Source organism: uncultured Polaribacter sp., assembly GCF_947497125.1.
In the GTDB taxonomy this organism is placed as follows: Bacteria; Bacteroidota; Bacteroidia; order Flavobacteriales; family Flavobacteriaceae; genus Polaribacter.
Genome location: NZ_CANMFI010000006.1, coordinates 186,941 through 203,444, shown reverse-complemented (window position 1 = coordinate 203,444; position 16,504 = coordinate 186,941). Strand labels below are relative to the sequence as shown.

The following is a 16,504-nucleotide window of genomic DNA, read 5'->3' as shown; positions in this document are numbered from 1 at the left end:
CTAAAAACGACCTCTACCACCTCTATTTCCTCTATTCTGAAAACGCTCTTTTAACTCTGTTGTCTTTACTTTTATTATTTCATTATATTCTTCTCTAGAAACTTCTTTTCCCTTGTTAGGCTCTGTAATTTCTACAATATCTTCGGTATTAATTGCTACCTCTGTACATAACATTGTTGTTCTACCAGCATTTAACTCTAAAATTAACCCCGGCAAACCATAATATTTGTCTGGTCCAGAACTTACTGGTATTTGTGGTGTGTACCAAGCTGTAACGCTTAACATTTTCTTGGCCGGTTTTTCTTGTTTTACATCAGTAGAATCTTTTTTAGCACTTGGACCTCTTCTAAAAATACCTCCCCAATCTACATTTTTATCTTCAATAGTCATGGTTGCTTTGTAACAAGTATATTCACCAATTTTTTTTGTCTCGACACCCATTTCCCATTGTGGCTGCTCCATTGCTTCAATAATTAAAAAACGTTTGCTAAATTGCTCTACGTCTTCTATCATTTTTTTATCTTTTGTATTCTTGTATATAGAGCCTTGCCCATTACCTCTACCCCAACTTGGTCCAGAAGCACCGGGTGCTTCTAAAGCTACATTTTCTTTAAATGATGAAGCTGTTTTATTAAAGGTTAAAGTGTATGTTTTTTCAAGAAAATTTTTCATACGACTCATAATTTCCTTTTTTCTTTGTTCGCTCATTTTGTCTCCAAAACGATTCATATCCATCGTAGTTTTGGACATGTAGGTCGCTTTTCCTTGAAAATTTTTCTGGCTAAATACTGTAATTGTAGCTAATAGTAAAATAAATGTAAATATTGTTTTCATAAATATAGATGTCGATTTTTAGCGAAAGTAAGATTCACTTTTTTTATAAGACTTAAAAAAATCATAAAGGTTTAATAAGAGCAAATAAATCTTATCCTCCGATACGTATCTCAACTCCATCTGCATTTCCTCTTCTAGTTTTAAATTGATCAATACCTTGTATACTTTTTTGAATTTTAAATTAGACATTGAACATAACAAAAAGAACTTAAGTTTAATGCTATTATCTTAAAATGATATTACAATTCGTTTTCTAACTATAAAAATTTAGTACTTTAGCAGCTTATTTAACTTTATTACAATTAAAATATGCACGTCGCAATTGCAGGAAATATAGGCGCAGGTAAAACAACGCTAACCAAACTATTGGCAAAACATTATAAATGGAAACCTCATTTTGAGTCTGTTGATGAAAATCCGTATTTAGATGATTTTTACAACGAAATGGAACGCTGGTCTTTTAATTTACAAGTCTATTTTTTAAATAGTAGATTCCGACAAATTTTAGAGTTAAGAAAAACAGGAGAGAAAATTATTCAAGATAGAACCATTTATGAAGATGCTCATATTTTTGCTCCTAACTTACATGCTATGGGATTAATGACAAATAGAGACTACGATAATTATAGTTCTTTATTTAACTTAATGGAAAACCTAGTTACACCACCAGACTTATTAATCTACTTACGAGCAGATATTTCTACCTTGGTTAGACAAATTCATAAACGTGGTAGAGATTATGAAAACAGCATTAGCATAGACTACCTAAGTAGACTAAATGAAAGATACGAAGCATTTATATCTACCTATACAAAGGGAAAACTACTAATTATTAATGTTGATAATTTAGACTTTGTAGACAACCAAGAAGATTTAGGCTATATTGTAGACAGAATAGATGCTCAAATTAATGGGCTATTCTAATTAATAAAAAAACTAAAATTGAAAAGAGACCGAATATCGGTCTCTTTTTTTTGTGATAAATCACATTTTGATAGTTTGTCCCCCAACTCCCTATCAAACTCTTTTAACTTTAATTGTACTTTACTTTCTCTTTAATATAGTAATCGGTTAATGTATTCGGGTATTTTATCAGAAATAAATCTGCAATATCGTAGGTGCATTTAATCATCATAACATCATCTAAAATGCGCCCCTTAAGCTTTTTAGGTACTTCATAATCGGTGCCAATAGTCTTAAAAGGATTTTTCATAGTAATTACATCTCATCATAAATTTTTACAACTTTTGCTTTTGCTCTTTTAATTCTCATTTTAACGGCACTTTCACCTACTTGCAATGCTTCCATAATTTCTTTAATACTCATATCATCTTGATACTTCATTAATAAAATCATTTTTTCTGCAGGCTCAATTAACGCTAAAACTTTTACTAATTTTTCTGACTTTAATTCAAATAAATTAGCATCATCAATTTCATCAAAAGCACTTTCTTCTTTTATTTGATCTGTAACAACTGTAACTCTTTCTCTTTTCTTGTGTGCATTTCTTTGTACATAATTTACACAGTAATTGTACGTAAATGAATACAACCAAGTAGAAAATTTAGAGTTCCCTTTAAAAGTTCTTAACTTCACAAATAACCTAATAAAAACATCATGTGTTAAATCTTCTGCTTCTTCTTTATTTTTAGAAAAACCATAACATTTATTATAAACAAGTCTCGAAAATCGATCATAGAGTTCTGCAAATAATTCTGCATTGTTTGTTTCTACAATTTTGAAGACTAAAGCTTCATCCGATACTTTTTTTACAAGTGTTTTCAATTTGGTTATTTTTATGACACAAAAAAACGAAAACAGTCACATGTTAAAATAAATAAAAGTTTAGTTGCCCATTTATAACGTTGAATGGTAAAAAATAAACTTTTAAAAAAAAATACTATTTTTTGTAACATTTAAAAACAATACAACGTATACTATAATGTAGCATTTACACTAATGTTATTTTAATAGCACACAAAACAATGAGACAACTTAAAATTACCAAACAGGTTACCAATAGAGAAACCGCCTCTTTAGACAAATACTTACAAGAAATTGGAAAAGTAGACTTAATTACTGCCGATGAAGAAGTAGAATTGGCGCAATTAATTAAAGCTGGAGACCAAAGAGCTTTAGAAAAATTAACAAAAGCAAACTTAAGATTTGTTGTCTCTGTAGCTAAACAATATCAAAACCAAGGATTAACTTTACCAGATTTAATAAATGAAGGTAATTTAGGTTTGATAAAAGCCGCAAAACGTTTTGATGAAACTAGAGGTTTTAAATTTATATCATATGCCGTTTGGTGGATTCGTCAATCGATTTTACAAGCTCTTGCAGAACAATCTAGAATTGTGCGTTTGCCATTAAATAAAATTGGTTCTATTAATAAAATTAATAAAATGTACGCTTTCTTAGAACAAGAAAACGAACGCCCACCAAGTGCAGAAGAAATAGCTAAAAAGCTAGACATGACTGTAAATGACGTAAAAGAATCTATGAAAAATTCTGGCCGTCATGTATCTATGGATGCACCTTTAATTGAAGGTGAAGACTCTAACTTATACGATGTATTAAACTCTGGCGAGTCTCCAAACCCAGATAGAAAATTATTGCACGAATCTTTAAGAATTGAAATAGATAGAGCCTTAGAAACATTAACACCTAGAGAAGCAGATGTTGTAAAACTTTACTTTGGTTTAGGTGAACATCAACCAATGACCTTAGAAGAAATTGGAGAAACTTTTGATTTAACACGTGAACGTGTTCGTCAAATTAAAGAAAAAGCAATCAGAAGATTAAAACACACTTCTAGATCTAAAATATTAATGACATACCTAGGTTAATCATTATTCAAACAACTATTAAACTCTCAAAATTCATCGTTTTGAGAGTTTTTTTTTGAAGCCATTTCCCGCTTTTCGTTATATCTTTTTATACCGCCTTTAAATAACATCTTTAAAAAAGGAATTTCAATATCATATTTAAATACAAATTGCTTGCTATAAGTTTAAGTATAAAAAGGATGCCACTTCAATCGGGGCTAACCCATTTGTAAAATTAATTACTGGTTCAACGGTAATCTATTTAACGAATTAAGTACCTTTGTAAAAATATAACTACACAACAATATACAATGAACAATTTAATAGCACCTTCAGTATTAGCAGCAGACTTTGCCAACCTACAAAGAGATATAGAAATGGTAAATAATAGTGAAGCAGACTGGTTTCATATAGATATTATGGATGGCGTTTTTGTGCCAAATATTTCTTTTGGTATGCCTGTCTTAAAAGCAATTGCCAAGCACGCTAAAAAAACGATTGATGTACATTTAATGATTGTCAATCCAGATCAATACATAGAAACATTTGCAGCTTTAGGTGCAAACATATTAACCGTTCATTACGAAGCATGTACACACTTACATAGAACAGTACAGGCTATTAAAGCTACTGGGATGCAAGCAGGTGTTGCCTTAAACCCACATACACCTATTGCTGTTTTAGAAGATATAATTACAGATTTAGATCTTGTTTGTATTATGAGTGTTAACCCAGGTTTTGGCGGTCAATCATTTATAGAAAATACGTATAAGAAAGTATCTCAACTAAAACAGCTAATAGAATTTACAAACAGTACTTGTAAAATTGAAATAGATGGTGGTGTTACAGACAAAAATGCTAACGCACTTATAGAAGCCGGAGCAAACGTTTTGGTTGCTGGTAGTTATGTTTTTGGATCAGAAAATCCTACAGAAACTATTGCCAATTTAAAAAATAGTATTGCTTAATTAATAGCAAAAAAAACCACTCAATAAATTGAGTGGAAAAAAATTTGTTATGAAAAGAAAATACTATAAATAGTATTCAACAAAAGTACTTTAGTTTCTCTCAAAAAATAAAATAATGTTGTGAAACCCTTGTTTTTTGTTGTAGCAATCCTTAAAAAATAAAAAGTGTATTCAGTTGTAGATATCGAAACCACAGGAAACGGTTATAAAGGCTCTAAAATAACAGAAATATCAATTTTTATATTTGATGGAAAAAAAATTGTAGAAGAATTTACATCATTTGTTAATCCAGAGAAAAACATTCCTCTTTTTATAACCAACCTCACAGGCATTACCAATGCAATAGTAAAAAATGCTCCTAAGTTTTTTGAGATTGCAAGAAAAATAGAAGAACTAACCAAAGACTGTATTTTTGTAGCTCATAACGTTAATTTTGACTACAACATTATTTGTGAAGAATTTAAAAGTTTAGGCTTTAGTTTTAAAAGAAAAAAACTATGCACCGTTCGTTTGTCTAGAAAAATAATACCAGGTTTAAAATCGTATAGTTTAGGTGTTATTTGCGAAGCAGAAAACATTCCTATAAATGGGCGACACAGAGCTAAAGGAGATGCTGAAGCAACCACAGAGTTATTTAAAAGAATACTAGAAAGAGATACTAATTTTATTGTTAACTCATTTTTAAATCCAAAATCTAGACAAGCAACCTTACCGCCATTATTAAAAAAAGAAACAGTAGACAACCTACCAGAAACTTTTGGGGTTTACTATTTTAAAAATGAAGCGAAAGAAATTATATACGTAGGCAAAGCCAACAATATTAAACAACGTGTTATTAGTCATTTTTATGATAAAAAGAAAAAAGAACAAAACATGTGTTTAGAAACTGCCGATATTTCTTTTACCAAAACAGGTAGCGAGCTGGTTGCTCTTTTACATGAATCATCAGAAATAAAAGAAAACGCACCTAAATTTAATAGAGCACAAAGAAAAACAAAAGAAGCTATTGGGCTTTTTAACTACGAAGATCAAAAGGGAATCATTCACTTAGCCTACAACAACTTAAAACTGGTGCCGAATGCTTTATCTAAATACTACTCTATAATTACTTGTAAAAATCATTTAGAGGCGCTTTGTAAAGAGTTTGAATTATGTCCGAAATATTGTCAACTAGAAACAAATTTTTCGAGTTGTTTTAAATACCAACTTAAAGAATGTAAAGGCATTTGCTGTAATAAAGAATCGGTAGAAAACTACAATCTTAGAGTAAAAAAAGCCATCCAATCCTTGGGTTTAGGTGCCAAAAACTTAGTTATAAAAGAAACTGGCAGAACAAATAACGAAATTAGCTTTGTACTAATTATAAACGAAGTTTATATGGGCTTTGGGTATTTAGACAAAACACATGCGGCTGAATTAAACAACCCAGAAGACTATATGCTTTTTGTACAACCTCAAAAAGACAACAAAGACGCACAACGAATAATCACTTCTTACCTAAAGAAAAAAGACCTTTTTAATACAATATAACATGCAGAAATCAGACTACAAAATACATATTATTGGTGCAGGAATTAGCGGATTAATCGCTGCAAAAGTTCTTGAAGATAATGGCTACAAACCAACCATTTTAGAGGCAAGTGATTCTGTTGGTGGACGAGTAAAATCTGATGTAATTAAGGGATATAACCTAGACCATGGATTTCAAGTATTGCTTACCGCATACCCAGCTGCTAAAAAATATTTAGACTATAATAAACTCGAATTACAAGAATTATTGCCAGGTGCAGTGATTTTTAAGAACTCTAAAACGCTAACAATAGGAGACCCTTTAAGGAAACTATCTTTATTAATACCAACACTAACAAGTGGTATTGGCTCTATTGCTGACAAAATTAAAATCTTAAAATTAAACCGTATTTTAAAGAAAAAATCTTTAGAAGCAATCTTTGAATCTCCAGAAAAAACAACTTTAAAATATTTGAAAGATTTTGGCTTTTCGACTTCTATGATAAACACTTTCTTTGTTCCTTTTTTTAGCGGAATATTTTTAGAAACAACCTTAGAAACTTCTAGTAGAATGTTCGAGTTTGTATATAAAATGTTTGGTGAAGGATATGCAACTATCCCTAAAAACGGAATGCAAGCAATACCAAATCAACTAAAAAACAATTTAAAAAACACTACTTTTAATTTCAATTATTCGGTATTAGAAGTAAAAGACACTGCTATTATTTTAAAAGATAACACCAGTATTGAAACAGATATTACCATCATTGCAACCCAAGCAAACCATTTAGTTACTAACTTAAAAACAGAAGATAAAGCCTGGAAAACCTGCGATACTCTTTATTTTGAAACTTTAAATAGAACTATTAAAAAACCTTTAATCGGACTTGTAGCAAACTCAAATTCATTAATAAATAATATTTTTTACACCAACAGTATTGCTACATCAAACAGTAATGATAAAAATTTAGTATCGGTTACAATTGTTAAAAATCATCAATTATCAGAAGAAGAACTTATTGTAAGAATACAAAAAGAATTACAAGATTATTGTGGTATAAGCAACGCTACCTTCTTAAAAAGATATCAAATTAAAAATGCATTGCCTAATTTAACTGGCCTACAATATGAACTTACAAGTTCTGAAACCAAATTAAAAAGCACGATATTTTTAGCTGGCGATCAATTGCTAAATGGCTCTTTAAATGCTGCAATGATTGCGGGAGAGAGAGCTGCGATGGGAGTGATAGAAACCTTAAATGCCGATTCAATATAATAATTTTAAAAAAATATAACTAAAAAACCGCCATAAGAAATAAGTATCTTATAGCGGTTTTTTTATTAAAACTTGCTAATCAAACTTAAAGCAAATAATCTGTATTGATAAAGTTAGATGCTTTTTTATCTAACAACTCTTCTAAAATTGCGTTGTTATAAGGCGTGTCTTTTGCAGCAACAAAAGTTCTAATAGAAAAAGTACGCAAGGCATCATGAACACTTAAAGTTGCTACAGCCGAATCTTTTCTACCTGTAAAAGGGTACACATCTGGTCCTCTTTGCGCAGCGCTATTCAAATTTACTCTACAAACTAAATTCACCAAAGTATCTATTAATGGTGCCAATGTTTTAACATTACTACCAAAAACACTTACTTGTTGCCCATAATTAGATGCAGCCATATCATCTAACGGCTGTTGTATATTTTTAAAAGAAACTATTGGGGTAACAGGACCAAATTGCTCTTCTTTAAAAACTCTCATTTCTTTTGTAACTGGGTATAACAATGATGGAAAAATATAATTTTCTGAAGTTTGCCCTCCTTTTTTATTAATAATTTTAGCTCCTTTATCAATTGCATCATCTATTAATTCTTGAATATAAGCTGGCTTGTCTGGTTCTGGCAAAGGTGTTAAAACAACATTTTCTTCCCAAGGATTACCAAACTTTAAAGCATCTAATCTTTCTGCAAATCGTTTGTTAAACTCATCTACAATATCCTCATGAACATACATAATTTTTAAAGCAGTACAACGCTGCCCGTTAAAAGATGTTGCTCCAGAAATACATTCGTTTATAGCTAAATCTAAATCTGCATCTGGTAAAATTATTGCCGGATTTTTAGCCTCTAATCCAAAAACCAATCTCAGCCTGTTTTTATAAGGATGATTTGCTTGAATGGCATTCGCCGACTTACTATTACCTATCAATGCCAACACATCTACCAATCCTGTTTTCATAATCGGAGTTGCTAAAACCCTACCTCTACCATAAATAATATTTACAACTCCTTCCGGAAAACTATTCTGAAAAGCTTCCATTAAAGGAGATAGTAATAAAACCCCATGTTTTGCAGGTTTAAAAACGGTAGTATTACCCATTATTAAAGCAGGAATTAATAGGGCAAATGTTTCGTTTAAGGGATAATTATAAGGCCCTAAACATAAAACAACCCCTAATGGACCTCTTCTAATATGTGCATGAACACCACCATGTTTTTCAAATTTAGCAGCATCTCTATCTACTTGTTTATACTCTTCAATGGTATCATAAATATAGTCGATTGTTCTATCAAACTCTTTTTCAGAATCTGGCAGTGCTTTACCAATTTCCCACATTAAAAGTTTTACCACTTCATCTCGTTTGGTTTTCATTTGCTCTGCAAACTCCTCCATACATTCAATTCTATCTGCAACACGCATGGTTGGCCACATCCCTTGCCCTTTATTATATGCTTTATGTGCAGCGTTTAATGCTTCTAAACCTTCTTTTTCTGTTAAATTTGGTACCGTACCCAATAAAGTTGGCTTATAAACTTCTGTTGATGAAATTGTAGATTTTACCTCAGTAAAATCTCCTTTCCATGCTTTTAATTCACCATTAACCAAATACGTTTTTTGGTGAACTAGTTCCGAAATTTTATATTTATTGGGAATTTCTTTAATGCTCGTTTTCATAAATTTTATGCAACAAAAAAGTATACTTTTTTGCTATTTTTTTTAATTATTATATTTCAAAACTAACCAATAATTAGTTTTCAACTATCCTTTACTGTCCTAAAATGTTAAGTTTTTATACTAAAAACTGAAATAAATCTGGTTTATCATTTAAATATTCTCCAAAGAAGTTTTTTTCTTTCATTCTTTGCATTAATGGAGCTAAATCTTTTGCAGATTTTAACTCTAAACCAACCACAGCTGCGCCATTTTCTCTATTGGTTTTTTTGGTGTATTCAAAATGTGTAATATCATCATTAGCCCCTAAAATTTCTACAACAAATTCTTTTAAGGCACCAGCTCTCTGCGGAAACTTTACAATAAAATAATGCTTTAAGTTGGCATATAACAAAGCTCGTTCTTTAATTTCTGCTGTTCTTGTAATATCATTATTACTACCACTAACAATACAAACTATATTTTTTCCTTTGATTTCATCACTGTAAAAATCTAAAGCTGCAATGCTTAAAGCCCCTGCTGGTTCTACCACAATAGCATCTTTGTTGTACAAATCTAAAATTGTCTGACACACCTTACCTTCTGGAACCGTAATGACATCTGCTAAATATTGCTGGCAGATTTCGAAATTTAAATCTCCTACTCTTTTTACCGCTGCACCATCTACAAAAGGGTCTATACTTTTTAAAGCGGTATTTTTTTTATTTTTGATAGAAGTTAACATCGATGGTGCTCCTTCTGGTTCTACACCTATAATTTTTGTTTCAGGCGATAAATATTTAAAAACGGATGATAATCCAGACGACAATCCGCCACCGCCAATGGCAACAAACACATAGTCTATTGGATGCTTGGTTTGCTCTAAAATTTCTAACCCAACGGTTGCCTGACCTTCAATTACTTTTTCATCATTAAAAGGATGAATGAATGTTTTCTTCTTAGCATCGCACTCTAACGTTGCGGCATTAAAAGCATCATCAAAAGTATCGCCTTCAATTACAATATCTATAAATGCTTCGCCAAACATTTTTACTTGATTGATCTTCTGATTTGGAGTTGGAGAAGGCATAAAAATTGTACCTTTTATCTGTAATAATTTACAAGACAACGCAACGCCTTGGGCATGGTTACCTGCACTAGCACAAACAATATCTTGTTGTTTTTCATCTGAAGATAAAGAAGACATTTTATTGTATGCACCTCTAATTTTATAGGAACGTACTACTTGTAAATCTTCTCTTTTAAAGAACACATTTGCACCAAACTCTTTAGAAAATGTAGTATTTTGATGTAATGGTGTTTTATAAGCAACACCCTCTAATTTCTTAGCAGCTAATTGTATATTTTCTAAACTAGGTATATAAATTTGTTTTGTTTGCATAGGTTAAAGGTAAAAAGAAAACCTGTTAAGTTTTTACATCTTAACAGGTTTTTAAAAAATTTTAAAATCTTAAAATTATGCAGATTTTATTACTTTCATTGCTGTCATAGAAGCTCTTAATTTTGCACCTACTTTTTCTACCGGATGATTTCTAATAATGGCATTTATTTTTATCAACTCTTGGTTATCTACATCGTTTTTACTTGAAAAAGATTTACCAATTACGTTGGTAGAAACTGTTTTCATAAAATCTGTTAATAAAGGCTTACAGGCATGGTCAAATAAATAACAACCATATTCTGCAGTATCAGAAATTACACGATTCATTTCATACAATTTTTTACGCGCAATTGTATTTGCAATTAAAGGCGTTTCGTGCAAAGATTCATAGTAAGCAGAAGCTTCTATAATTCCAGATTCTGTCATTGCCTCAAAAGCCAATTCTACACCCGCTCTTACAAAGGCTACTAATAAAGTTCCGTGGTCAAAATATTCTTGTTCAGAAATTTCTGCCGTAGTTATTTCTTGTTTTTCAAAAGCAGTTTCACCAGTTGCTGCTCTCCAGGTTAATAAATTTTTATCATCATTTGCCCAATCTTCCATCATGGTTTTAGAAAAATGACCAGTCATAATATCATCCATATGTTTTTGAAACAACGGACGCATAATGTCTTTTAATTCTTCTGATAAACGAAATGCTTCTACTTTTGCAGGGTTAGACAATCTGTCCATCATGTTTGTAATACCACCATGCTTTAAGGCTTCAGTTACGGTTTCCCAACCATACTGAATTAATTTTGCTGCATACTCCGCATCAATACCTTCTGCCACCATTTTATCAAAAGATAAAATAGCACCTGTTTGTAACAAACCACATAAAATAGTTTGTTCTCCCATTAAATCAGATTTTACCTCAGCCACAAAAGAAGATTCTAAAACCCCCGCTCTATGTCCGCCAGTTCCTACAGCATAAGCTTTTGCTTGCGCCCATCCTTTATTTTCTGGATCATTCTCTGGATGTACCGCAATTAAAGTTGGTACTCCAAAGCCTCTTTTATATTCTTCTCTAACCTCAGATCCCGGACATTTTGGCGCCACCATAATAACGGTTAAATCTTTACGAATTTGCATCCCTTCTTCTACAACATTAAACCCATGAGAATACGATAATGTTGCTCCTTTTTTAAGCAATGGCATAATTGTTTTTACAACATTGGTATGCTGCTTGTCTGGTGTTAAATTGATAACAACATCTGCAGACGGCAATAAATCTTCGTAAGTACCTACGGTAAATCCGTTTGAAGTTGCATTTACAAAAGACTCTCTTTTTTGATCTATAGCTGCTTGTCTTAAAGTATAAGCAATATCTAAACCAGAGTCTCTCATGTTTAAACCTTGATTTAAACCTTGCGCGCCACAACCCACAATAACAATTTTCTTTCCTTTTAATGCGTTTACACCGTCTTCAAATTCTGAAGCGTCCATAAAACGACATTTTCCTAATTGTTCTAATTTTTCTCTTAATGTTAATGTGTTAAAATAATTTGACATTTTAATTGTTTTTGTTTGTGATAAGAAAAAAGAATAAAAAGTATAGACTTAAATTACTACGTTATTATCTGTCTATATTCTTTTATCTCTATTCTATACTCTTTTTTAGTTGTTATATGTTTCTAATAGTTCAGAAATTCGCATTTCATCTTTTGTAACTGCTATTAAACCAGAACGTGTGTATTGCATTATACCAAAAGTGCTTAGCTTGTTGTACAATTCTGCAATTTCTTCTTTTCTGCCCGATTTTTCTAATACAAAAAAAGCGGTATTTACCGTTACAATTCTGGCATTGCTTTCTTTTATAATATTCTGTATTTGAGGTTCTTCAAACAATAATTCTGACTTAATTTTAAACAAACCAGATATTTGATAAATAATTTCATCTAACGTATGGTAATACGCTTTTATAACCTCTACTTGTTTTTCTATTTGACCAATAATTTTTTTCACATCTACCTCAATCATGTTTACCACAATTGTAAATCTCGACACATTATCAATCTCTGAAGGAGAAATATTTAAACTCTCTATATTGATGTGCCTTCTCTGAAAAATTGCCGAAATTCTATTTAACAAACCAATATTGTTCTCGGTGTAAACAGATATGGTGTATAATTGTTTTTCTGTATTCATTTTTAAGTTCAAGGTTTAAAGTTTAAAGTTTCTAAGTTGCCACTCTTCTCTTTAAGCTTTGTTCTTTATTCTCTTTTCTTAATTCTTTTTTTACTCCAACCTTATATCAGAAACACTAGCGCCAGAAGGTACCATCGGAAAAACATTTCCTTCTTTTTCTACACAAACTTCTAAGAAATAAGCCTCTTTACTTTCCATCATTTCTTTAACAGCTTCTTTTAAGTCGGCTCTTTTTACAACTTTTCTAGCTTTTAAGTAATAACCTTCTGCAATAGCCACAAAATTAGGATTTGTCATTTCTGTTGATGCATAACGCTTGTCAAAAAACAACTGTTGCCATTGGCGTACCATTCCTAAAAACTCATTATTTAAAACAACAATTTTTACCGCTGCTTTTTGCTGAAAAATAGTCCCTAATTCTTGTATGGTCATTTGATAACCACCATCACCAGAAATAGAAACAACCTCACGCTCTGGTGCTGCCATTTTTGCACCAATTGCTGCTGGCAATCCAAAGCCCATGGTACCCAATCCGCCAGAAGTAATGTTACTTTTAGTTTTATTAAAATCGGCATACCTACAAGCAATCATTTGGTGTTGCCCTACATCTGTTACAATAGCTGCCTCACCTTCACTTTGTATGTTAATTTCATTAATAACCTCGCCCATTGTTAATCCTTCTTTGGTTGGGTGAAGGTCATTTTTTATCACTTTCTGATACTCTATTTCGTATAAATCTTTAAACTGTTGATGCCAGTTTGTGTGAGAATTTTCTTGTATTAATGGTAAAATAGCTGCTAGTGTTGCTTTTGCATCTCCTAAAACAGCAACATCTGCTTTTACATTTTTACTAATTTCTGCCGGATCAATTTCAAAGTGAATTACCTTGGCTTGTTTTGCATATTTACTTAAATCGCCTGTAACACGATCATCAAAACGCATACCAATGGCAATTAAAACATCGCATTCATTAGTTAACTTATTAGGTGCATAATTACCATGCATCCCTAACATACCAACATTCAAAGGATGAGAAGTTGGCAAAGCCGAAGCACCTAAAATAGTCCAAGCAGCAGGTATACCCGCTTTTTCTACCAAAGCCTTAAAAGCTGTTTCTGCTTCACTTAATACTACCCCTTGACCCCAAACTATAAACGGCTTTTTTGCCTCATTTATTAATTTTGCTGCCACCTCTAAAGAACTTTGTTCTGTTTTAGGTATCGGATTGTAGCTTCTTATTTTGGTGCACTTTTCGTAAGAAAAATCAAATTCCTCAAATTGTGCGTCTTTCGTAATATCAACTAAAACAGGACCGGGTCTACCACTTTTAGCAATGTAGAATGCCTTTGCCAAAGCTGCAGGAATGTCTGCTGCTTTCGTTACTTGGCAATTCCATTTTGTTACTGGTGTAGAAATACCAACAATATCGGTTTCTTGAAAAGCATCACTTCCCAACAAATGAGAAGGAACCTGACCAGTAATACAAACCATTGGTGTAGAATCTATCTGCGCATCTGCAATACCTGTAATTAAATTAGTGGCTCCAGGGCCCGAAGTTGCAATAGCAACACCTACTTTACCAGAAATTCTTGCAAAACCTTGTGCAGCATGCGTTGCACCTTGCTCGTGACGTGTTAATACATGATGAATTTTGTCTTGATACTTATACAACTCATCATAAACTGGCATAATTGCGCCACCAGGATAACCGTAGATTACTTTAACCTCTTCGGCTATTAAACAACGAACAATTGCTTCACTACCAGAAATTTTTTCAGTAGTTTTTGTAGCTTTCGAGTTGTTTTGTATGGTTTGTGTTTCCATATATTTTCTTTTTTGATAAGCATAAAAAAGATTGCATAAAGACATTTTGATATCTCTTTTAACCTCTTATTTCTTTGGTCTTGTTTCTTTATTTATTGACTACTCTTTTACAAATCTGTAACACAACCTTTAGAGGCAGATGCTACATACTTTGCATATTTGTATAAAATACCTTTTGTATGTTTTAAAGCAGGCGCTACCCACTTTGCTTTTCTTTCGGCTAATTCTTCTTCAGAAATTAAAACATTGATTGAATTGTCTTCTGCAGAAATTCTAATTTTATCACCTGTTTCTACCAAACCAATTGCCCCACCAGATTGTGCTTCTGGTGTAATATGCCCTACAACAAAGCCGTGTGTTCCTCCAGAAAAACGACCGTCTGTAATTAATGCTACCGATTTTCCTAAACCAGCACCCATAATTAAAGAAGTAGGTTTTAGCATTTCTGGCATTCCAGGTCCTCCTTTAGGTCCTACATAACGAATAATAACAACATCACCTTTGGCTACTTCACCATTAGAAATACCTGTGTTTGCTGCTTGCTCACCATCATACACCACTGCTTTTCCTTCAAACAACAAGCCTTCGTTTCCTGAAATTTTTGCAACTGCTCCTTCGGTTGCTAAGTTTCCGTATATAATCTGAATGTTACCTGATGTTTTTAAGGCTTTGTCTTTTGGAAAAATTACATCTTGCGCTTCAAACTCCATTGCAGTAACGTCTGCTAGGTTTTCTGCCAATGTTTTTCCTGTAACAGTCATGCAATCTCCATGAAGATATCCTTCTTGCAATAAATATTTCATAATTGCGGGTGTACCACCAACGCCATGCACATCTTCCATTAAGTATTTACCAGATGGTTTTAAATCTGCAATTAGCGGAGTTCTATCTGAAACTCTCTGAAAATCTTCTAGTGTAAAATCGATCTCTGCGGCATGTGCAATTGCTAAAAAGTGCAATACTGCATTTGTAGAACCTCCCAAAGCATTTACCAAAGCAACCGCATTTTCTAACGATTTTTTAGTAATGATGTCTAATGGTTTTAAATCTAACTCTAACAGATTTTTAATTGCTCTTGCTGTTCTTTCTGCTTCCGATAATTTATTCGGATTTTCTGCAGGAATAGAAGAGTTGTATGGCAATGCAAAACCCATACATTCTATAGCAGAAGCCATGGTATTTGCAGTATACATACCACCACAAGCACCTGCACCCGGAATGGCTCTTTTTATAATTTCTTTGTATTCAGTTTCATCGATTTCACCTGCTACTTTTTGACCCAAGGCTTCAAAAGCAGAAACGATATTTAGTTTTTTTCCTTTGTACTTACCTGAAGCAATAGAACCACCATACATCATAATTGCAGGTCTGTTTAAACGCAACATAGCAATAATAGAACCTGGCATGTTTTTATCGCAACCAACAATGGCCACAACAGCGTCATAACTTTGTGCATTCATTACCGTTTCAATAGAATCGGCAATAATATCTCTAGATACTAAAGAGTAATTCATACCTGAAGTTCCCATAGAAATACCATCAGAAACCCCAATTGTATTAAAACCTAAGCCCACCATACCTGCAATATTGCATTCTACTTTTACTTCCTCTTTTAGCCTGTTTAAATGCATGTTACAAGGATTGCCATCATAACCTGTACTAGCAATACCAACTTGGGCTTTGCTCATATCTTCATCGGTTAAACCTACCGCATACAACATTGCTTGTGATGCTGGTTGAGATTCGTCTTGTGTTAATCTTTTGCTATGCTTATTTAATTCCATTTACTAAATTGTTGTATTTGTTGTCTAAATTATTGCATTTCTGTCTTTTTGTTGCATATTCTTTAATAACATTCTTTAAATTCAGGTGTTAAAAAAATAACTTAAAATACTGATTTAAAGTATTTTAATCTATTTTTAATATGATACTCAATCATTGAAATAAATTCAAAAAAAACCTTCCAAATTAATGGAAGGATCGTTTATAAAAAATATAAATAGCACTTCCTTATCATGTCGT

14 protein-coding genes are annotated in these 16,504 nt (G+C 32.2%); 5 read left to right on the top strand and 9 right to left on the bottom strand.

Annotated elements, in window-relative coordinates; all coding sequences use genetic code 11:
• Positions 1–834 carry a GLPGLI family protein gene (locus Q0678_RS10290; protein ID WP_299057515.1) on the bottom strand — a complete coding sequence of 278 codons (834 nt, stop codon included), beginning with the start codon at positions 832–834 and terminating at the stop codon, positions 1–3.
• A gap of 309 nt (positions 835–1,143) precedes the next feature.
• Here Q0678_RS10290 and Q0678_RS10285 point away from each other — a divergent pair, with 309 nt between their 5' ends.
• On the top strand, positions 1,144–1,758 hold the full coding sequence (locus Q0678_RS10285; RefSeq protein ID WP_299057512.1) for a deoxynucleoside kinase: 615 nt from the start codon (positions 1,144–1,146) through the stop codon (positions 1,756–1,758).
• 109 nt (positions 1,759–1,867) lie between these two features.
• Here Q0678_RS10285 and Q0678_RS10280 read toward each other — a convergent pair whose 3' ends face one another.
• Both Q0678_RS10280 and Q0678_RS10275 read right to left on the bottom strand, forming a co-directional pair.
• A complete protein-coding gene (locus Q0678_RS10280) occupies positions 1,868–2,047 on the bottom strand; it encodes a hypothetical protein (RefSeq protein WP_299057508.1) in 180 nt (59 codons plus the stop codon).
• Positions 2,048–2,052: 5 nt separating this feature from the next.
• Complete coding sequence (locus tag Q0678_RS10275) at positions 2,053–2,619, bottom strand: sigma-70 family RNA polymerase sigma factor (RefSeq protein WP_299057505.1); 567 nt, start codon at positions 2,617–2,619, stop codon at positions 2,053–2,055.
• Between the two features lie 200 nt (positions 2,620–2,819).
• Here Q0678_RS10275 and Q0678_RS10270 point away from each other — a divergent pair, with 200 nt between their 5' ends.
• The 4 genes from Q0678_RS10270 to Q0678_RS10255 all read left to right on the top strand — a co-directional run bounded on the left by Q0678_RS10270 (position 2,820) and on the right by Q0678_RS10255 (position 7,415).
• Positions 2,820–3,683, top strand: coding sequence for a sigma-70 family RNA polymerase sigma factor (locus tag Q0678_RS10270; protein WP_004569073.1), 864 nt, complete (start codon positions 2,820–2,822; stop codon positions 3,681–3,683).
• Between the two features lie 290 nt (positions 3,684–3,973).
• Positions 3,974–4,630 (top strand): ribulose-phosphate 3-epimerase, encoded by a 657-nt coding sequence (gene rpe / locus Q0678_RS10265; RefSeq protein ID WP_299057498.1) that lies wholly within the window; start codon positions 3,974–3,976, stop codon positions 4,628–4,630.
• A gap of 165 nt (positions 4,631–4,795) precedes the next feature.
• Positions 4,796–6,160 carry an exonuclease domain-containing protein gene (locus tag Q0678_RS10260; RefSeq protein WP_299057496.1) on the top strand — a complete coding sequence of 455 codons (1,365 nt, stop codon included), beginning with the start codon at positions 4,796–4,798 and terminating at the stop codon, positions 6,158–6,160.
• A gap of 1 nt (position 6,161) precedes the next feature.
• A complete protein-coding gene (locus tag Q0678_RS10255) occupies positions 6,162–7,415 on the top strand; it encodes an FAD-dependent oxidoreductase (protein WP_299057493.1) in 1,254 nt (417 codons plus the stop codon).
• 85 nt (positions 7,416–7,500) lie between these two features.
• Here the strand turns inward: Q0678_RS10255 and Q0678_RS10250 are convergent, their stop codons facing one another.
• The 6 genes from Q0678_RS10250 to ilvD all read right to left on the bottom strand — a co-directional run bounded on the left by Q0678_RS10250 (position 7,501) and on the right by ilvD (position 16,266).
• Positions 7,501–9,093, bottom strand: a complete 1,593-nt coding sequence (locus tag Q0678_RS10250; protein WP_299057490.1) for an NADP-dependent glyceraldehyde-3-phosphate dehydrogenase — start codon at positions 9,091–9,093, stop codon at positions 7,501–7,503.
• A gap of 115 nt (positions 9,094–9,208) precedes the next feature.
• Positions 9,209–10,471: a threonine ammonia-lyase IlvA gene (gene ilvA / locus Q0678_RS10245; RefSeq protein ID WP_299057487.1), complete on the bottom strand. Its 1,263-nt coding sequence runs from the start codon at positions 10,469–10,471 to the stop codon at positions 9,209–9,211.
• Positions 10,472–10,546: 75 nt separating this feature from the next.
• On the bottom strand, positions 10,547–12,022 hold the full coding sequence (gene ilvC, locus Q0678_RS10240; RefSeq protein ID WP_299057484.1) for a ketol-acid reductoisomerase: 1,476 nt from the start codon (positions 12,020–12,022) through the stop codon (positions 10,547–10,549).
• A gap of 105 nt (positions 12,023–12,127) precedes the next feature.
• Positions 12,128–12,658 carry an acetolactate synthase small subunit gene (gene ilvN, locus Q0678_RS10235; RefSeq protein WP_299057481.1) on the bottom strand — a complete coding sequence of 177 codons (531 nt, stop codon included), beginning with the start codon at positions 12,656–12,658 and terminating at the stop codon, positions 12,128–12,130.
• A 90-nt stretch (positions 12,659–12,748) separates the two neighbouring features.
• Positions 12,749–14,482 carry a biosynthetic-type acetolactate synthase large subunit gene (gene ilvB, locus Q0678_RS10230; RefSeq protein ID WP_299057478.1) on the bottom strand — a complete coding sequence of 578 codons (1,734 nt, stop codon included), beginning with the start codon at positions 14,480–14,482 and terminating at the stop codon, positions 12,749–12,751.
• 107 nt (positions 14,483–14,589) lie between these two features.
• Positions 14,590–16,266, bottom strand: coding sequence for a dihydroxy-acid dehydratase (gene ilvD / locus Q0678_RS10225; protein WP_299057475.1), 1,677 nt, complete (start codon positions 16,264–16,266; stop codon positions 14,590–14,592).
• Between the last annotated feature and the right edge of the window lie 238 nt (positions 16,267–16,504).